The sequence below is a fragment of the Terasakiella sp. genome (assembly GCF_048267425.1).
In the GTDB taxonomy this organism is placed as follows: Bacteria; Pseudomonadota; Alphaproteobacteria; order Rhodospirillales; family Terasakiellaceae; genus Terasakiella.
Genome location: NZ_JBLWXN010000007.1, coordinates 130,816 through 149,702 on the forward strand (window position 1 = coordinate 130,816; position 18,887 = coordinate 149,702).

Genomic DNA, 18,887 nt, shown 5'->3' on the forward strand with positions numbered 1-18,887 from the left:
GAAACCCTAAACTGCATGGGCCGTGCAGAGGTTGAACGGGATTTTTCTAGAAACCGTAGAAAAGGGGAATAAACAGGCTGAAAACAATCCAGATAATAAAGACCAGCGGGGTTCCTGCGACAATAAAATCTTTGAAACTGTAACGCCCCGGTGCCATGACCAGCAAATTGGTTTGATAGCCAATCGGGGTCGCAAAGGCACAGTTGGCAGCAAAGACGACCGCGACGGCAAAGGCGCGCGGATCCACCCCCAGTTTGTTCGCCATTGAAACGGCGATTGGCGTAAACAGGACGGCACAGGTTTGTGTCGAGAGCACGTTGGTCAATATCGCAATCAGCAAGAACAAGACCGATAAAACGGTACGTGGGCCTGCCCCGTCCAGCATATCGACAACGCCATGGGCCAAAGAACTGGCGGCCCCCGTTGCTTGCATGGCCGCACCCAAGGCAAGAGCAGCTCCTACCATTGTCACAATTTTTGAATCAACAGCACGCACGGCTTGGCGCACATTTAGCGCACCAATTGCCACCATTGCCGTTGCCCCCATCAGGGCACAGGTCACGGTGGGGAGGATCCCTGTACCGGCCAGCACGACAACACCGAGGAAGATACTTAAGGCGCGGCGGGCGTGATGAACAGCGGGAAGTTCTTCTTTTGACCATTCCAGTAAAATCACGTCGCGGTTTGAACGCAGATTGTGAATGTCCCGGGGGTGGCCCTGAACCAGCAAGACGTCGCCTGATTGCAGGCGGATGTCGTCCATACGCGCCCGGATCATACGTGAACGTCGTTGAATACCGATGACCTTGCAAGCGGAACGCTGTGCAAACGTGGTGTTTTGTAATGTTTGCCCGGAGAGTTGCGAAGTTGGCGGCAACATAACTTCGACCAGCATGCGGTCCCGGTTGCGGATAACGTCGTCTTCGCTGTCATTAACCGTTTCATCACCTTCCATTGAGGCAAAGGATTTTTCGACCAATTCGGGATGGTGAGGTTCCAAAAGCCCATTGTTTTGGGTGAGAACTTCGGTAATGACTTTACGTGTAGCAGCAACCACGAGAATGTCGCCGGGTTGGATTTTATGATCTTCAAAGGGCGGCAGAATGGTTAACCCCTGATGCTGGATCATACGTACCGTCATATCGGGCAGTTCTTTGAAAAAACCACCCATAGACCGTTTGCCAACCAGTTTGGCGCCCGGTGCGACGGTCAATTGTGCAATAAAGTGTTTGCCACTGTGTCGGTTTTCGTTTTCTTCACCACTTCGATCCGGCAGCAGGCGAGGCATAACAAAGACGACATAAATCAGCCCCGTTCCGGCCAGAACCAGACCGGGGATGGTAAAATCGAAAAATTTAAACGGCACTTCACCCAGCTGGATCAGGGCGGAATTCACCAGCAGGTTTGTACCCGAGCCGATCAAGGTGATCATGCCGCCTAAAACGGCAGCGGCGCTCAGTGGCATCATGACCTTGGATGCGGATTTGTTAATGCGTGCGGCCAGGGCTTGCATAATGGGAATGAAGATGACAACAACGGGGATATTGTTCAGCATGGATGAAATCAACATGCCGACAATCAACGTCAATAAGATGGTAAGCCATGTATTTTTCCCGCCGAGTTGCAGCAGGAATTGGGCACCGCGTTCCAAAACCCCGGTGCGGACCATGCCTTGGCCGACAACCAGAAGGGCAAGCACGGTAATCAGGCCGGTATTGGCAAACCCCAGCAAGAGATTATTGGGGGACAAAAGGTTGTTGCCTTGGTCATCCAAGACCGGGAACACATGGAAAATAACCATGATGACGCCTAACGTCACCAGAGAGGTCAATTCAACAGGGATGTCTTCAACCGCATAGGCGACCAGGGCTGCGAGAATAATGATGTAGGTTAACCACATCTGGAAGTTCGGCCCGAAGATGTCCATGACGAGTTGCTGCATAGTGCCCCTTGTTTTCTTATTCTTTGTGAATATCAGATATCGCCTATGGCGGGGCTCTACACAAGTATTTTTCGCTATTTTCCTAAAGTTAATCCCATCGGGACGATGTCGTCATGTTCTGTATGATGGGCTTCTTTATCAATTTGAAAGCCGTGTTTTTGATAAAAAGACAGTGCAGGTCCAAGTCGTTTGAGTGTTTCAAGTTCAACTTTTTCAACATGGTTTTCGCGCAGGATGTCCAAGGTATATCTCAAAAGCTGGTCTGCAATTTTCTGCTTTCGATAAGAAGGCAGGATATAAAGACGTTTCATTTCATAGACATTATTTGTCTTGGGACGATAAGCGATGCATCCGCACATATGTTCATCTTTTTTCGCCAAAAAGATAAAAGTTTTATCCGCGCCATATGTGGTGCGTTCTTTTTCATAAGCTGGAAAACAAACGTTTTCATTCAGTTCAATGCGGTATTGTTCGACCAGATCAAAAAACTGATCCAGTTCCTTATCGCTTTGGGCGCGGATAAAAGTCAGAGACATTTTTTAGACCTTCTATGAAATGTTGATATGGCCTTCCAGATAGAGAACAGCTTTGCCGAACAAGTCGACACGATCACCACGCAAACTGCACAGGATATCACCACCGCGTTCAGAAACCTGACGGGCGGAAAGTTCTGTTTTTCCCAGTTTTTCTGCCCAATAAGGGGCAGACACACAATGGGCGGACCCTGTGACCGGGTCTTCGGGGATACCGTGTTCGGGAACAAAAACGCGCGAGACAAAATCATATTTTTCAGAAGGGGCTGTTAGGATAAAGTTGCCCGGCGCGATTTTCATCAGTGTGTTGAAATCCGGTTTTGCTTTGATTACGTCTTCTTCGCTGTTGGTGAGCACAAGGGAGAAAATGCTCTGTTCACAGGTCAGGACAGCGTTCACTTTGGCATCAATGATCTTTTCCAACCCGTCCGGGGTGGCGACAGGATGGGCTTTGCGTGTGGGGAAATCCATGATGAAACCGTCGTCTTTGCGTCGAACGATTAAATCACCGCCCATGGTTTCAAACGTGACGGCGTCAGCGCTATAACCCAGTTTATTATAGAGGAGAAAGGCGCTGGCCAAGGTGGCATGCCCGCACAGGGGGATTTCGACGGTTGGGGTGAACCAACGCAGATGAAAGCCTTTTTGTGTGGGAACGAAGAAGGCGGTTTCTGCCAGATTATTTTCAGCGGCAATCTTTTGCATAAGGTCGTCCGGCAGCCATTTTTCCAAGGGAACAATGGCTGCCGGATTTCCACCGAATAATTCATCGCTAAACGCGTCAACTTGGTAAATTGGGAGATTCACGGGATAGGTCTCCTGTTAGAATTATTCGGCGAAATGAATATTGATACGACGGTTTAATTTGCCTTTTTTTTCGATCTTTCCGATGCGAATGGGGCCAATTTCACCTGTGGATTTAACATGTGTGCCACCACAGGGCTGATAATCCACCTCAGCAATGCGAATGGTGCGCACCTGTCCTTGCCCCATAGGCGGTTTGACCGACATGGTACGGATCAGATCCGGGTTTGCCTCCAGTTCGCTATCTGAAATGGCGGAAACTTCAACGGGTTTATTCGCGGTGATTTCGGCATTGATGGCATTGGCAAGTTCGTCTTTGTCTGGAACTTCCGGCAAGTCAAAATCCAGCCTGCTTTTTTCCAACCCGATGGAGCCACCGGTTACCGCACCGTCCACTTTAGAACACATAATGTGCAGGGCGGTATGCATGCGCATCAAGGTGTAACGACGGTCCCAGTCAATCTGCGCGGTGAGGGTTTCGCCGACGTCTGGTAATGGTGTGCCTTCTTCAACCAAGTGCAAGTGCGCCCCAGTGTCACGATCTTTAACCGTATTGGCAATGGTAATGGTGCGCCCATCGCTGAGGGTGAACGTCCCGCTATCACCGGGTTGACCGCCGCCTGTGGGATAAAAGACGGTTTGATCCAGAATGATGGCATTGTCCTGCACGGCGCTGACAGTTGCGGTGCATTCTTTTAGATAGGAATCATCGCGGAACAATTCTTTGGTCATTATTTTCTTCCCCTCTTTGTTATAAGACGATCGACAGCACCATAATCAGTGCCAGTGATACATAAAGTATGCGGGTTCTGAGCGGATTATCAATGAGAAAGCCGCGCATATAACTGCCTGCGAAAATCCATGTACCACAAACCATGTTGGCGATTGTAAAAACAGCAGCACCGGTCACATTGTCCAACCCGAACGAGGTGGCTCCGGCAAAGGCCATCATCAACCCCTTGGGATTGATCCATTGAAAGGCAGCGGCTTGAAAAAAGCCCCACGGGCGATCATCCGCTTTTTCATCACGGAAGTCGGTTGAAGCCGTGGCGATCTTAATGGCGATATAAATGAGCAATGCCATTGCGACATATTCCAAAACCTCAATGGTTCCTTTGGGCAGCAGGGGTAAAATGCTGCCGACACACAGAAACATAAACCCAAAACCCAGATTGATGCCGAGAAGGTGCGGCAGGGTCCGGCGTATACCGAAACGCAAGCCCGAGGCCATTAACATGGAATTATTCGGTCCGGGCGTAATGGATGTGATGAGGGCAAAAAGGGCGAAATTCAACATGGCGTTTTACTTCTTTTTAGAAAATCCAGCTTTAAGGTATTCAGTGCCAATCCGGTTAAAATAAGCATTGCGGCAAGAATGGTCAGAGTGGAAATCTCTTCGCCCAGTAACAGGGCGGCGGAACTCATACCGAAAATCGGCACAAGCAGGGAAAAGGGGGCTACATAGGCGGCTGGATAGGTCCGCAACAAGAAGGCCCAGACCCCGAAGCCCGCCAGTGTGGCGACAAAAGCGAGATAAAACACACTGAACGCCCCCATCGCATTAATATGACTTAAGGCTTGCCCCATGACATCGCCACCTTCCAGCCAATAAGAGATAGCGAACAGGAAGGGGGCGCTGAGTGCGCTCACCCAGATCATTAAATGAAGCGGGTTTTTACTGGCTGCCTGTTTCATGGCAAGGTTGGCAAGTGCCCAACAGATTGCAGCCGTAATGACAAATAGCAATCCACCAATGGCCCCGTATTCCTGCATACGTTCGCTGACGATTAATCCCAAGCCACCAAACGCAAATCCCATGCCGAGAAGTTGACGAATGCCCGGTTTTTCGTCCAGCAAGAAGAAGGCGAAAATAACCGTGAAGAAAGCTTGGGTTTGCAACACCAACGAGGATAGCCCCGCACCGGCCCCCAAATTCATGCCTATAAATAATAAGTTGAACTTAAAAATGGCGAGGCTAAGTGCAATCGCGACAATCCATTTAAGAGGCGCTGGAGGTGTTTTCCAGATAAAAACGATGGGAAGGCCCGCCAATGCAAACCGCAATGCGGAAAGCAAAATGGGCGGGAAACTGTCCAGACCGACTTTAATAATGACGAAATTGACCCCCCATGCCGCCATGACGCATATGGCCAAAAATATATGTAATGGTCTCATGGTTAGGCTTTCCAAAAGGGTTTGTCAGCTTCGGCCTGAATTTGTGCACGGGTTAAGCCGACATCTATCAATGTCGTATCTGTTATGTGTTTTAATTTTTGGCGATGATGCCAGCGTTCGTGCCAACTCATCACGGTTGTCACAAGCTGGAGAATGTCCGCACGTACCATGCGCAGACCTGCCTTTGCCCAATCGCCCCAGCTTGGCAGCGGGGCAGTTTTTGTTTCGAATGTATCGATACAATCCTGTCTCATCGGTCTAAACTCCGCTTGTGTTTTAAAAATACTTGATGACATTTAACGTAAAATCGATACAATGAGCTGTCAAACATTACATTGTCACCGTGACAATTTTTTTAGGAATTCTAAAATGACCCAATGGAAACCGCAAATTGATCACCGTAAAGGCCCGCGTTACCTTGCGATTGCCGATGCAATCGGGGAGGCTATTCGCGAAGGTAACTTGAAAACGGAAGAGCGTTTGCCCACCCATCGGGATTTGGCATATGACCTTGGTGTCACGGTGGGGACTGTCAGTCGTGCCTATGCCGAAGCGGTACGTCGGGATTATGTGGTCGGTGAAGTCGGGCGTGGGACTTATGTGAAACCGAGTATTGATGAACCTGATATGCCCTTTCATATTCCGGATAATCTGGACCCGAACCTTATTGATTTCAGTATGAATATTCATACCGAAGGCGAAGGCGTTGAGATTCTGCGACGCGCCTTGATGGTGTTGGCGCAAGACCCTGGACTGGGGGCTTTGATGCGTTATCAAGCGGAACAGGGGATGGAACATCACCGGGTTTCAATGGCCAAATGGGCGCAAATGCATGGGGCACCTTATGACCCGGATCGCATTATTGTTTCCTGTGGGGTGCAACATGCTATGACCTTGGCCTTGATGTCGCTGGTTAAAGCGGGAGACACGTTGTTATGTGAGGAATATTCCTATCCCGGTATCAAGACGCTTTCCACCCAATTGGGGGTGAAGATGCAAGGCTTGCCTATGGATGAATATGGCCTGATACCGGAACGCTTGGAAGAGGCCGTGATAAACACGGGCGCACGGGTTCTTTATTGTATGCCTAACTATCAAAATCCGACCAGTGCGACGATGAACCTGCAACGCCGTCGTGATATTGTCGGGATTGCGCAACGTCACGGGTTATGGATTGTAGAAGATGATATCTACGGATTTTTGCATGAAGAACCGGGCAAGTTTCCGCCATTTGCCAGTTTATTGCCTGAACAGACGTTCTATTTGAACGGGGCCTCCAAAAGCGTCAGCCCGGGGTTGCGCGTCGGCTATGTTTTAGCACCGAAGAAAAAAGTACCAATGGTCGCGGCCTGTGTGCGCCTGAGCAATTGGATGGTGGCGCCTTTGAATGTGGAATTGATGTCACGCTGGATCGAAGATGGCACAGCGGAATATTTTATGGATTGGCACCGTAAGGAAGCCGCCGTTCGTCAGGACATTATGCTGGAACATATTACGCGCGGCACCTTGCACCGCGCGCCCAATACTTACCACACATGGCTTGAATTGCCCAAACCGTGGACGGCCGAAATGTTTTGTCTGCGTGCGCGCGAACGTGATGTTTCGATCATGCCCGCCCATGTTTTTTATATCGGCAAAGGCACACCGTTGAATGCGGTTCGCATTTGTTATGGGTCACCACCGACCCGTGAAATGGTGGAAGAGGGTATGTCGAGTCTTGCTCAATTGTTAAGCGAGGAAATTCACGCCTTTCATAATGTTATGTAAAGAACAGGTATAAAAGAGGTAGTAAAACCGCTGTAGCCAAGGCGTTTAACCCCATGCCAAGACCAGCAAAAGCACCGGTGGTTTCATGGACGCTTAATTTACGGGCTGTTCCAATCCCGTGCGAAGCGATACCGATGGCCAGCCCGCGTGCTTTTTTATTTTTAACGCCGACCAGATTCAGAACCATCCCGCCAAAGACAGCGCCGATAATCCCGCACAGAATAACCAGAACAGCGGTCAGGGACGGGGTGCCGCCGATGATTTCGGATAATCCCATTGCAACGGGCGCTGTTACGGATTTTGGGGCGAGTGACAAAAGTGTCTCGCGCGATCCGCCCAATAAAGCAGCGATACCGACACCGCTGAAAATGGCAAAGAGGCAACCCGCGATGACCGTCACAATTATGGGCAAAAGTGCCGCTTTGACATGATGGATGTTTTTATAAAGCGGGACAGCAAGCGCCACTGTGGCAGGGCCAAGCAGGAAATGGATGTATTTGGCCCCGTTGAAATAGGCCTGATAATCGGTTTTGGTGATCATCAGAACGGCTGAGACCAAGACGATGGAAATCAAAACAGGGTTGGCAAGCGGGGATTGCTTGCATTTTTTATTGATCCAGTCCCCCAGAACGAAACATGCGAGCGTCAGGCAAATGCCCAGCAAAGGGGTTTGCGCCAAATGATCCCAAAGTGTGTATAACCTATCCATTGCGTCGATCCATAAAACTCATCATCAGGCCACAAAATGCGATTGTCAGTAAGGTGGCGATAATCAAGGATGCGGTGATCGGCAACCATTCACGCGCAATGAGGTTGAAATGCAAGGTCACACCGACCCCTGCCGGAACGAACAATAAGGCAAGATATTTCAAAAGGCCGCTTGCGGCGTGATCCAGCCCTTGCGGTAAACCTTTGTTGATTAGTAATCCTGCCAAAAGAAGGGCCATGCCGACCACAGGACCGGGAATGGGCAAGTCGGTAACATAGACAATGGCCTCGCCCACCAATTGCAGCAGGCAGATGAGAAAAAAGAACGGGAGCATAGGTTAGAGAGCCTCTTTTAAAAAATCTGCGAGCATTCGAAATTCATCACGGCGCCCTGATGTTTTGCGCCAAACCAGCCCGATATCGCGTGGCGGGGAATCTTGATCTAACGCGATGGTTTTTAGTCCGGTGCCTTGTGTAATGCCTGCCCGTACGGCCATTTCGGGCAACAGGGTCAGTCCCAAACCGTTTGCGACCATTTGAACGATTGTCGATAGGCTGGTGGCGGCAAATTCATTGGCATTTTTGTTTTTGGGCCAGGAACACGCGGCAAGGGCATGATCGCGCAGACAATGCCCTTCTTCCAACAAGAGCAGGTTTTCTTCGAACAGGTCTTGATTGTGAATGGTCTTTTTCTTGGCGAGATGATGGTCCGGTGCAAGCGCGCAATAAAAAGGGTCCTGCATAAAAACCTGACTGTCAATGCCGTCATGTTCGTATGGCAGCGCGAGAATCAGCAAGTCCAGCTGTCCGTCATGCAGGGCATTGAGCAAACGTTCGGTTTGATCTTCTTTTAAATACAGCATCAAATCAGGATAGGCGCTGCGAACCTTTGTCATCAAATTGGGCAATAGGTAAGGGGCAATCGTGGGGATAACCCCGACACGCAATTCCCCTTGCAAGGGCTTGCCTTTGGCATGGGCCAATTCCATCAAGGCATCGGCTTGCAGGGCGATCTCTTTTGCGCGCTCCAGAATGTCGTGGGCCTGCGGTGTCAGCAGGACGCTGCGTCTGGTGCGTTCAAACAGTTGAAGGCCGAGAATGTCTTCCAGTTCTTTGATGGCGGCGCTTAAGGTTGGTTGCGTGACAAAGCAAGCCTGTGCCGCATGGCCGAAATGTTTTAATTCGGCCAAGGTGATAAAATATTTAAGGTGCTTCAGTGTGTAAATCGCATTCATAGGAAATATCTATAAAATATAATGAATTGATTGGCAAACTTGTAGTTGGTGTATCTTCTCTGCAATGTGCGCTTTTTTATGTTCTTTTCAGGTAAAAGGTGGCATAAATTTCTCCATAACAAAAATAGAGAAACTGTCGGAGATAGAGGGTGACATGGGTCAAGAACGATTTAATGAAGTGACGGTCGTTGTGGCGGACCCTGATCCGCGCGCGCGTACAATTGCAAAAAAAACATTGATCCAAGCAGGGTTTCGCAAAATTTTGACAGGGCATTCCTTGGCCTTTGTCAAACAAAGTTTTGATATTGAAATGCCTGAGCTCCTGATTGCTGAAACAGAATTGCCCGATGGGGATTTTAGTGAATTCGTCAGTGACCTGCGCCATCACAAAATCGGCAATAACCCTTTTCTTGTTGTTTCTGCACTGACATCCAATCCGACACCGGAGATTGTGAAGAAGGTTATTCAGGCCGGGGCGGATGATTTGTTGTCCAAGCCATTTTCCGTCGATACATTATTGCGACGTGTTGGGCGCTTGATCCATGAACGCAAACCTTTTATTGTAACAGGGGATTATGTCGGGCCGACACGGCAGGCAAAATCACAAAAAGAAGCCAATGCCGAACGTTTCAATGCGCCCAATACATTAAAAGCCCGTGCCTTGAATGAAGGCAGTGTGGATGAGGTGCAGGCGATGGTGGACGCCGCCATCTCACAAGTGAATAACAAAGCCTTGGAAGCGCATGCCGAAGACGTCAACGAATTGGTGACAATTCTTGCCCCACGTTTGATGGAAGGTCAAATCGATGCCACATCCCGTTTGTGTCTGGACCGTCTGCGCTATGCGTCTGAAGATGCCAACCGTCGTTTGGGAGGTACGGAATATGACCATGTTTCGGATTTATGCCAGACGTTGTTGGGAGTTGTGAACAGTATTCGCAATAGCGGCAGTGTGCCAACCCCGAAGGATGTGCGTTTACTTGATCCGTTGAATAAAGCCATCCAATTGGGGTTTGATAAAAATGCAGATAAGGCAACGGCACGTCAAATCTCGCAGGCAATTTTAGCAAAAATTAACGTCTGAATTTGACGATCTATTCCTTTTCCAATGTGATGTAACGGCTGACTTTTTTGAGCTCGTTCACGCTGGCACCGTCTTTGATCATAGCCTTGGTTTTGGCCGGGTTTTCAATGATGCGGGCGCATAACATATCGATCCCATAATTGAACAGGCGGGGACTTAAAGGGGTCATCGGGCCGACCAGCAGGGTCTGGGCATTTCCTTTGGCATTCAGGAATAACGGCAGGCTATGATCCATAAAAGTATGAGCCGGCAGGATCAGGCCATCATAAGCGTGTGTGCCGAGATGAGGCAGGGCGTTTTCTGTGGAAGTAAAATTAACCTGCGCCGCATAGTCGCGATGGCGCGGGAAATCTCCGACCACCAAAACACTGTCGGTACTGTCTTTAAAGTGATCAAGCCCGCTTTTATCGGGTCCTTTTTGATCGTATCTGTTGGTATGCGCCAACAAAGCGGCACAGCCCAAGGCGTGATCCAGCGGGTCTGCATCTTGATGAATTTTCAAGGCCAGTTCGCGTAAAGAAACCGTGGCAGGAATATCCGTTGTTTCCATTGCGTTTGGATTGGGCGCTGCGCCACATCCAAACGCTGTTTCGATCAAAATGGTTTTTGGGCCGATGGTCAGGCTGTGCACGGCGATGTCCGGGACATCAAGGCATAGGTCTTTATAAAGGTTTGATTTGGGCCACCAGTCCCAAAGCTGATCCATGTCGTGCGGAAGTAAGGTTCCCAGACGTCCTGTAAAGTTATTCCATGTTTCAAGCGCACTGGCGGGTACAGCGACCAGTGTAGGAACGCCGGCGAGGGCAGCAGCGACGATTTCTTCGGCTAATCCATTTCCGTCTTGTTCGCGTTCCCCGAATTTTTCTACGATTAAAAGATCGGCTTGTTCTTCTATGGCATTGTTTAAAACTCTGGAAGTGTCACACAGGCGAGACACGTCAAATCCACAGCTTCCAGCCGCGCGATCTTCTTTGCTGGGGCGGGCAAGGGCAAATCGTTCGCCGGTCTTGATGTCGATGGCATCCAAACCGATTTTTTCACCGTGGCTGTCGTAGGCTAATTCCTGAGTTAAACCGCAGACGTGCCAGCCGCGTTTTTGTAAATCGGTGGCAAAATCAAGCAAGGCATTGCGTTTTGGGGTGTCGGCGGCATAAAGTACACCGCCAAGGCGAATCGGTTTTGCGGTTTGTGTTGACATGAAAGCCTGTTCGCTTTTCTTCTAGAGGTGAACCGAGAGTCCAATCTAACAAAAGAAGGATCAAATTTCTATGGGTGTGCAAGTCGAAATGAGAGTGGCGGAGTTGTTATGTTCACGTTTGTGCCATGATCTTGTGGGTCCGGTCGGCGCTGTCAATCATGGAATGGAACTGATCGAAGAGGAAAATAGCCCGGTTTTACACGAGGCGGTTGAAATGATTGGACAAAGTGCAAGACAGGCCTCTAATCGGCTTGAATTTTTCCGCTTGGCGTTCGGATTGTCGGGCGGGGGAAGCGGTTTGGCATCGATGGAACAAGGGCGAAAGCTCGCGACGGGCTTTCTGGAAAAACACATTCGCCTGGATTGGCCGAAAAATACGGAATTGCCGTGGCAGGATAGCGAGGTGACCGTCCCAAAAGATGTGGTGAAAGTTATTTTGAATCTGATCATGTTGGGCGTGGATTGCTTACCGCGTGGCGGCGTTTTGACCTTGAGCCAAGCTGTTTTACCCGAAGGATTGGGAATTGCTTTGGTGGCGGAAGGGCAAAAAGCCCATGTCCGGGACGATATTCAAAGCGCAATAGAGGCGAATGCAAATTGCGATTCTTTAAGTGCGCGAACGGTTCAGGCCTTCTTTTTAGCGCGGCTGGCAGATGACCTTGGGTTGGATTTCGAACTCTTTAGTCCGCAGCCTGATTGTGTGCAGATTGCCGCAATTATTCCATTAGACCTGTAGGGTTTTGCAGATATATGCACTGCAGCAATAAAATAGTTTCATTGCTAAACTAAAATAAAATAAATATTTCGAATGAGGAATGAAGTGCATTTTTTCTTTTGAACTCAGCAGTTTTTAAGTTATTGCTTGTGGTAAGAGAAATGGTAAACGCGCTTCTTGAGCGTCTTAAATGCGGCCGGATACGCCGGCGTGACAGTAGAAAGGTACAGTCATGGATGATCTACTCAGTGAATTCATAACGGAAACGTCCGAAAGCCTGATGGTGTTGGACTCTGAACTGGTAAGATTTGAACAGGACCCGAATGATACGGAAATCCTGTCCAATATTTTCCGTTTGATGCACACGATTAAAGGGACCTGTGGGTTTTTGGGGCTGCCGCGTCTGGAAAAAGTCGCACATGCCGGTGAAAACGTACTGGGGAAATTCCGTGAAGGTACATTGGAAGTTACACCTCAGGCCGTGACCCTGATTTTGCACGCGATTGATACAATTAAAGAATTGCTGCAAACGTTGGAAGAAACAGAAGCCGAACCGGATGGGAATGATCAGGAACTCATTGATCAACTTAACGCAATGGCTGAGGGCCGTGCCGTTGAAGCGGCTGCACCGGCTGCCGCACCGGAACCTGTCGCAGAAGCTGCACCTGCACCGTCCAGTGGCCCGATTACAAATGATCAGGGCTTCCCTGTTGCCGCTGAACTTCTGGCCGAGGTTGAACAAGCTGTGGCCGCCGGGGTAACCGCCCCCAGTCAGGCAGAAATTGAAGCTCAGATGCAAGCAGAAATGGAAGCGGAGAAAGCGGCAAGTGCGCCGGTGACACCAGAACCGCCTGCGCCAACTCCCCAAGTTCCTGCTGCACCGAAAGAGGCGCCGAAACCGGCTGCGAAAAAAGAAGAACCCAAGAAAGCCGCAGTACCGAAAGAAGCCTCTGTTGCCAGCCAGACCATCCGTGTGAATGTCGAACTGCTTGAAAACTTGATGACGTTGGTGTCCGAGCTTGTTTTGACCCGGAACCAGTTGTTGCAAATGGTGCGTGGGTCCGATGACAGTGTCTTCAAAGTACCGCTGCAACGTTTAAGCCACATTACATCGGATTTGCAGGAAGGGGTTATGAAAACCCGGATGCAACCGATCGGGAATGCTTGGGCGAAATTGCCGCGTATTGTCCGTGATCTGTCGGTTGAATCGAATAAGAAAATCGACCTGCAAATGATCGGTGCTGAAACCGAACTGGACCGTCAAGTCCTCGAATTGATCAAAGATCCGTTGACACACATGGTGCGGAACTCTGCTGATCACGGTTTGGAACAACCGAGTGAGCGTGTAGAAATAGGTAAACCGCAAGTCGGTACCATTACACTGAATGCCTTCCATGAAGGCGGTCACATCATCATTGAAATTACCGATGATGGTAAAGGGCTGAATACAGATCGTATTAAAGCCAAAATAATTGAAAACGGTCTGGCCAGTGAAGCCGATCTGGAGGCGATGTCAGATCAGCAAATCCACCAATTTATTTTCCGCGCCGGTTTCTCAACCGCGCAAAAAGTGACCAGTGTTTCCGGTCGTGGTGTGGGCATGGACGTTGTACGGACCAATATCGAAAAAATTGGTGGTACGATCGAGCTGAAATCCATTGAAGGCAAAGGGTCAACCTTTACCATCAAGATCCCGCTGACCTTGGCAATTGTGTCTGCGTTGGTTGTAGAATGTTCAGGTGAACGTTTTGCCATCCCGCAAATTAGTGTTCTGGAGCTTGTGCGTACGTCTTCTGGCACTGATAACGCGATTGAAATGATTAACGATGCGCCTGTCTTGCGTCTGCGTAATCGTCTGTTGCCGCTGGTTTCCCTGCATGATCATTTGAAACTGGATGAAACCAAAAAAGACCTTGCCAATGATGAGCTGTTCATTGTTGTGACGCAGGTCGGGACCTACCAGTTTGGTATTATTGTTGATCGCGTCTTCGATACAGAAGAAATCGTTGTGAAGCCTGTTGCGCCGATCCTGCGTCATATCTCGCTCTTCTCCGGGAATACAATTCTGGGTGACGGTAGCGTGATTATGATCTTGGATCCGAACGGTATTGCGGCGACAACCGGTGAAGTTGCGATGGGTGGCAGTAATGATGCACACAATACGGCGATGACAACACGCACAGACGGGGAAACAACTTCCATCCTCATCTTCCGTGCGGGCAGCGAAGAACTCAAAGCGGTTCCGTTGGCTCTGGTTGCGCGTCTGGAAGAAGTCGATGTCACGAAGATCGAATATTCAGGTACAAACCCGGTTGTTCAATATCGCGGTCAACTCATGCCGTTGATCCCGATCGATCCGAATCATGTCTGGAAGGAAGAAGGTCGTCAGCCGGTCCTCGTCTTTACGGATCGTGATCACTCTATGGGTCTGGTTGTTGATGAAATCGTCGATATCGTGGAAGACCACCTCAATATCGAGCTGGCGTCTGAGCGTGACGGCTTTGTCGGTTCTGCGGTGATTAGCGGTAAGGCAACCGATCTGATTGACGCCGGTTACTATCTGACCAAAGCCTTCCCGGATTGGTTTGGTCGTGCAGAAACCACTATCTCCTATGGTGATGATTACCAAGGTGGACCGCGCGTCCTGTTGGTTGATGACAGCCCGTTCTTCCGCAACTTGCTGACACCGATCCTATCGGTTGCCGGATATAAAGTTTCCACGGCTGAAAATGCGAAGAAAGCTTTGGAACTGCGTTCCGCCGGTGCCTTCTATGATGCGATTGTCAGTGATATCGAAATGCCGGAGATGAGCGGTTTTGAATTTGCCGAAGCCGTACGCAGTGATACGCGTTGGCAGCATACACCGATGGTAGCAATGTCATCGCATGCAACAGAAGCAGATTTCGAACGTGGACGTGAAGTCGGTTTCAACGACTATTGCGCCAAATTTGATCGTGATGCTTTGTTACAAACCTTGTCTGAATTGCTCGCGCAAAAGTAAGAAAAGTTTCGAACGTTGTTGAGTTTGACGGCCCGCTGCATTAACTTATTACATATGTATGGGGGCCGTCTCTAACCAGAGGAGCCGGTGCGCCAAGGTTATAATGCCGAAGGGAGCCGTAAAATAATGAAATCTTGTCTGATTGTTGATGATTCTAAAGTCATCCGTATGGTGGCCCGTAAAATTCTCCAGGAATTAAGCTTTGAAACAATCGAAGCAGCCGATGGCCAGCAAGCTCTTGATGAGTGCAAAAAAGAAATGCCGACAGCGGTACTTCTGGATTGGAATATGCCGGTGATGAGCGGCATTGAGTATTTGCGCGAATTACGCAAGCTTCCGGGTGGAGATGAGCCGGTTGTTGTTTTCTGCACGACGGAAAACGATATTGAGCATATCCAGGAAGCCATTGAAGCAGGTGCAAACGAATATATTATGAAGCCATTTGACAGCGAGATTATTCAAGCGAAATTCTCTCAAGTCGGTCTTTTGTAATTCTTTTATGAATTGAGGTTCTCTTGTCGAGTCTCATTGGAAAAACGATGTCGGTTAATCAAACGCAAAAAAGTAATAATCCAATCCGGGTCATGGTGGTCGATGATTCTGCTGTGGTGCGCGGGCTCGTTACGCGTATGCTTGAAGCCGATGCCGACATTTCAGTCGTTTCTTCTGTTGGCAATGGAAAAATGGCGGTGGATAGTCTGGCTCGAAACGAGGTTGAAGTCGTTGTCCTTGATATCGAAATGCCGGTTATGGATGGGCTGACGGCCCTGCCCAAATTGTTGGAAATTGACAAATCCATTCGTGTCATTATGGCCTCGACCTTAACGGCGCGGAATGCAGATATCAGTTTGCGGGCACTACAAGCCGGTGCGGTCGATTATATTCCGAAACCGTCTTCCTCGCGCGAATTGTCGGGCGGGCGGGACTTTTCCAAGGAATTGGTCGATAAAGTTAAAATTCATGCCAATGCGCGACGTAAATCAAAAGGTTCCCCAAGCATTTCGATTTCGCGACCGCGCACGACGTTAGAGAAACCATCACCGACGACACCTGCGCATGCCGGATCAAGCTTGCATAAGCATAAAGAGGTGGTTCTACGGGCCCCTTCTTTGAAAGAGCGCCCCGATGTGATTGCGATCGGCAGTTCGACAGGTGGTCCGCAGGCTTTGTTCAGCGTTTTAAAAGGTATGTTCGGGAAAGTGAAGCAACCCGTCATTATTACGCAGCATATGCCGGCGACCTTTACAAAGATTTTAGCCGAACATATCAACCGTATGACAGGGTGGACCTGTTCGGAGGCCACAGACGGTATGGTTGTTGAAGCTGGTAAAGCTTATTTGGCACCAGGGGATTTCCATATGGTGGTGGAAAGTCAAGGGGTGCAAAAGGTTCTAAGACTAAATCAGGATCCACCGGAAAATTTCTGCCGTCCTGCCGTTGACCCAATGTTACGCAGTATTTCAGCCGCCTATGGTCGAAAAGTTTTGAGCGTTATTTTAACGGGTATGGGGGCCGATGGACTTAAAGGTGGCCGTGTCATCGTTGAAAACGGGGGTGACTTGATCGCACAAGATGAAGCCAGCAGCGTGGTCTGGGGGATGCCGGGCGCGGTTGCGCAGGCCGGCCTTTGCAGCGCGGTTCTGCCCTTGGACGAAATTTCTTCATATGTCGTTAAAGTCGCTGCGGGAGGTGCGTCATGAAACCTGATGATTTTCAGTTTCTCGCAACATTAGTTAAGGATCGGTCCGGTCTTGTTTTAACGCAAGATAAAGCGTATCTGCTTGAAAGTCGGTTGATGCCGGTGGCGCGAAAGCGCGGTATGAAAGGTTTGGAAGATCTCGTTTCCTCGTTGAAAGCGCGGATGGATCATGCGTTGGCCGACGAAATTACCGAAGCAATGACGACGAATGAGTCCTTCTTCTTCCGTGATATTAAACCCTTTGATATTTTCCGCGATACGGTTTTACCAAACCTGATCAAAACGCGGGCGGCAAAAAAATCATTTCGAATTTGGTGTGCGGCTGCCTCCAGTGGGCAGGAACCATATTCGATTGCAATGGTGTTAAAAGAGGCTGCTGCACAGCTTGCCGGTTGGCGTATTGAAATCATCGGCACGGATATTTCGCGTGAAATGTTGGAAAAGGCCAAAGCAGGTCTTTACTCTCAATTCGAGGTTCAGCGCGGTTTGCCTGTTCAGCATCTTGTGAAATACTTTAAAAAGCATGATGATTTGTGGCAGATTGATGCATCTTTGCGGGCGATGGTTCAGTACAAGGAATTTAACCTGCTGAACGATATGAATGCGCTGGGCACCTTTGATGTGGTCTTTTGTCGAAACGTTTTGATTTATTTTGATCAGCAGACCAAAGGGACTGTTCTGGAAAAAATGTCAAAACAAATGACGGATGATGCCGTGCTGTATTTAGGTGGCGCGGAAACCGTTTTGGGTATTTCAGAAGCCTTCAAACCCGTTCCCGGCTTGCGTGGTGTTTATGGCCGTACGGGCGGAAATGGGTCTTTAGGGGATGGGGCACCCGCCGCTGGTGCGACGCCAAAACCCGCTGCTGCGCCAACAGGGTTTGCCAAGCCAAAACACATGGTGGAAGGTCGTGCGCCTAAAGGGGCTGACGCACCGGCACGTCCAGCAGCACCCGCCGCGCCGCGTCCCGGTGGAGTGCCACCGCGTCCTGGTGGGCTACCGCCACGCCCGGCAGGCTCATCATCGGGTTCGCCGACACGACCCTTGCCGCCCAAACCCGGCATTAAGAAACCTTAATAGAAAAAGGCCGCCTCACATTGCAGGCGGCCTTTTTCTTATGGGGTTGAAAGTTCTGCGTCAGGCACTCGCCGCTTGTGCTGCGTCGTCGGCATCGGGGTCGCGTAAGACATAACCGCGTCCCCAAACGGTATGAATGTAGTTATCATCCGTTGCTTTGGTCAGTTTTTTGCGGAGTTTGCAGACAAAAACGTCGATGATCTTCAGTTCCGGTTCATCCATGCCGCCATAAAGGTGGTTGAGGAACATCTCCTTGGTCAAGGTAGACCCCTTGCGCAGGGAAAGAAGTTCAAGAATACCATATTCCTTGGATGTCAGATGTACGGGTTTTCCATCACTTTCGACGGTTTGATTATCCAGATTAACACAAAGCTTGCCTGTGCGAATAATGGATTGTGCATGGCCTTTGGATCGGCGCACAATTGCATGAATGCGGGCAATCAGTTCGTCTTTGTTATATGGCTTGGTCAAATAATCATCGGCCCCGATTTCAAAACCCTTCACCTTGGACGGCGGTTGGTCCAGACCGGACAGGATCAGGATCGGTGTTTCGACCTTGGAACTGCGCAGGGCACGCAGGACTTCAAATCCATCGATGTCGGGCAGCATGAGGTCGAGAATAATAATATCGTAATCGTATAGCTTGCCAATCTCGATACCTTCTTCACCGTAGTTGGTGACATCCACCACCATCCCGGCAGATTTAAGCATCAATTCTATGGCTTTGGCTTCGCTTGGGTTGTCTTCAACGAGTAATGCGCGCATGGTGCCCCCCGAAAGTTGGCGTTAACTTTTCATTAACCTTTCGTTAACCATTACCATAACTCCGATTCGTTGAAAATAGTTTTTTTGTCGCAACGCTATATTTTCTCACGAGTCGCAAAAAATATTGAATCCTGTCAAGGGGTTTGTCATTTTTTGCAAAAGGAGTATAGTGAGCAAAGAAAAG

At 49.5% G+C, this 18,887-nt stretch carries 18 protein-coding genes and 1 pseudogene; 7 read left to right on the forward strand and 12 right to left on the reverse strand.

What is annotated here, in order from left to right:
- Positions 1 to 46: 46 nt before the first annotated feature.
- The 7 genes from ACN0VA_RS12275 to ACN0VA_RS12305 all read right to left on the reverse strand — a co-directional run bounded on the left by ACN0VA_RS12275 (position 47) and on the right by ACN0VA_RS12305 (position 5,708).
- The gene (locus ACN0VA_RS12275) at positions 47 to 1,942 is read right to left on the reverse strand and encodes an SLC13 family permease (RefSeq protein ID WP_417821436.1); all 1,896 of its coding nucleotides are present in this window, start codon (positions 1,940 to 1,942) and stop codon (positions 47 to 49) included.
- A 74-nt stretch (positions 1,943 to 2,016) separates the two neighbouring features.
- A complete protein-coding gene (locus tag ACN0VA_RS12280; RefSeq protein ID WP_417821437.1) occupies positions 2,017 to 2,478 on the reverse strand; it encodes a GNAT family N-acetyltransferase in 462 nt (153 codons plus the stop codon).
- Between the two features lie 12 nt (positions 2,479 to 2,490).
- Positions 2,491 to 3,282 carry a PhzF family phenazine biosynthesis protein gene (locus ACN0VA_RS12285; RefSeq protein WP_417821438.1) on the reverse strand — a complete coding sequence of 264 codons (792 nt, stop codon included), beginning with the start codon at positions 3,280 to 3,282 and terminating at the stop codon, positions 2,491 to 2,493.
- A 21-nt stretch (positions 3,283 to 3,303) separates the two neighbouring features.
- Entirely contained in the window at positions 3,304 to 4,011 is a 708-nt protein-coding gene (locus ACN0VA_RS12290) for an alanyl-tRNA editing protein (protein WP_417821439.1), read from the reverse strand.
- Between the two features lie 19 nt (positions 4,012 to 4,030).
- Complete coding sequence (locus ACN0VA_RS12295) at positions 4,031 to 4,576, reverse strand: LysE family translocator (RefSeq protein WP_417821440.1); 546 nt, start codon at positions 4,574 to 4,576, stop codon at positions 4,031 to 4,033.
- Positions 4,570 to 5,454: an EamA family transporter gene (locus ACN0VA_RS12300; RefSeq protein WP_417821441.1), complete on the reverse strand. Its 885-nt coding sequence runs from the start codon at positions 5,452 to 5,454 to the stop codon at positions 4,570 to 4,572. Before ACN0VA_RS12300 ends, ACN0VA_RS12295 begins: the two co-directional genes overlap by 7 nt.
- Positions 5,455 to 5,456: 2 nt before the next feature.
- Complete coding sequence (locus ACN0VA_RS12305; protein ID WP_417821442.1) at positions 5,457 to 5,708, reverse strand: DUF1127 domain-containing protein; 252 nt, start codon at positions 5,706 to 5,708, stop codon at positions 5,457 to 5,459.
- Positions 5,709 to 5,823: 115 nt separating this feature from the next.
- On the opposite strand from ACN0VA_RS12305, the gene ACN0VA_RS12310 reads away from it, so the two are divergent.
- The gene (locus ACN0VA_RS12310) at positions 5,824 to 7,221 is read left to right on the forward strand and encodes a PLP-dependent aminotransferase family protein (RefSeq protein WP_417821443.1); all 1,398 of its coding nucleotides are present in this window, start codon (positions 5,824 to 5,826) and stop codon (positions 7,219 to 7,221) included.
- On the opposite strand, the gene ACN0VA_RS12315 is transcribed toward ACN0VA_RS12310, so the two are convergent.
- From ACN0VA_RS12315 to ACN0VA_RS12325, 3 genes are read right to left on the reverse strand one after another with little or no spacing between them, the layout of a single operon-like run.
- On the reverse strand, positions 7,214 to 7,930 hold the full coding sequence (locus ACN0VA_RS12315; protein WP_417821444.1) for an LrgB family protein: 717 nt from the start codon (positions 7,928 to 7,930) through the stop codon (positions 7,214 to 7,216). The genes ACN0VA_RS12310 and ACN0VA_RS12315 overlap by 8 nt on opposite strands.
- Entirely contained in the window at positions 7,923 to 8,264 is a 342-nt protein-coding gene (locus tag ACN0VA_RS12320; protein WP_417821445.1) for a CidA/LrgA family protein, read from the reverse strand. Before ACN0VA_RS12320 ends, ACN0VA_RS12315 begins: the two co-directional genes overlap by 8 nt.
- Positions 8,265 to 8,267: 3 nt before the next feature.
- Positions 8,268 to 9,164, reverse strand: a complete 897-nt coding sequence (locus ACN0VA_RS12325) for a hydrogen peroxide-inducible genes activator (RefSeq protein ID WP_417821446.1) — start codon at positions 9,162 to 9,164, stop codon at positions 8,268 to 8,270.
- Between the two features lie 154 nt (positions 9,165 to 9,318).
- On the opposite strand from ACN0VA_RS12325, the gene ACN0VA_RS12330 reads away from it, so the two are divergent.
- Positions 9,319 to 10,248, forward strand: coding sequence for a response regulator (locus tag ACN0VA_RS12330; RefSeq protein ID WP_417821447.1), 930 nt, complete (start codon positions 9,319 to 9,321; stop codon positions 10,246 to 10,248).
- Positions 10,249 to 10,258: 10 nt separating this feature from the next.
- Here ACN0VA_RS12330 and ACN0VA_RS12335 read toward each other — a convergent pair whose 3' ends face one another.
- Complete coding sequence (locus tag ACN0VA_RS12335) at positions 10,259 to 11,446, reverse strand: DUF2478 domain-containing protein (RefSeq protein WP_417821448.1); 1,188 nt, start codon at positions 11,444 to 11,446, stop codon at positions 10,259 to 10,261.
- A 70-nt stretch (positions 11,447 to 11,516) separates the two neighbouring features.
- Here ACN0VA_RS12335 and ACN0VA_RS12340 point away from each other — a divergent pair, with 70 nt between their 5' ends.
- The 5 genes and pseudogenes from ACN0VA_RS12340 to ACN0VA_RS12360 all read left to right on the forward strand — a co-directional run.
- On the forward strand, positions 11,517 to 12,182 hold the full coding sequence (locus tag ACN0VA_RS12340) for a histidine phosphotransferase family protein (RefSeq protein ID WP_417821449.1): 666 nt from the start codon (positions 11,517 to 11,519) through the stop codon (positions 12,180 to 12,182).
- Between the two features lie 211 nt (positions 12,183 to 12,393).
- Entirely contained in the window at positions 12,394 to 15,162 is a 2,769-nt protein-coding gene (locus tag ACN0VA_RS12345) for a chemotaxis protein CheW (RefSeq protein WP_417821450.1), read from the forward strand.
- Between the two features lie 126 nt (positions 15,163 to 15,288).
- On the forward strand, positions 15,289 to 15,654 hold the full coding sequence (locus ACN0VA_RS12350) for a response regulator (protein WP_188661653.1): 366 nt from the start codon (positions 15,289 to 15,291) through the stop codon (positions 15,652 to 15,654).
- Positions 15,655 to 15,701: 47 nt separating this feature from the next.
- Complete coding sequence (locus ACN0VA_RS12355; protein WP_417821451.1) at positions 15,702 to 16,862, forward strand: protein-glutamate methylesterase/protein-glutamine glutaminase; 1,161 nt, start codon at positions 15,702 to 15,704, stop codon at positions 16,860 to 16,862.
- A pseudogene (locus ACN0VA_RS12360) lies at positions 16,859 to 17,692 on the forward strand (CheR family methyltransferase); the annotation flags it as partial. The gene ACN0VA_RS12355 and the pseudogene ACN0VA_RS12360, both read left to right, overlap by 4 nt.
- A gap of 306 nt (positions 17,693 to 17,998) precedes the next feature.
- Here ACN0VA_RS12360 and ctrA read toward each other — a convergent pair.
- A complete protein-coding gene (ctrA, locus tag ACN0VA_RS12365; protein WP_417821452.1) occupies positions 17,999 to 18,703 on the reverse strand; it encodes a response regulator transcription factor CtrA in 705 nt (234 codons plus the stop codon).
- Between the last annotated feature and the right edge of the window lie 184 nt (positions 18,704 to 18,887).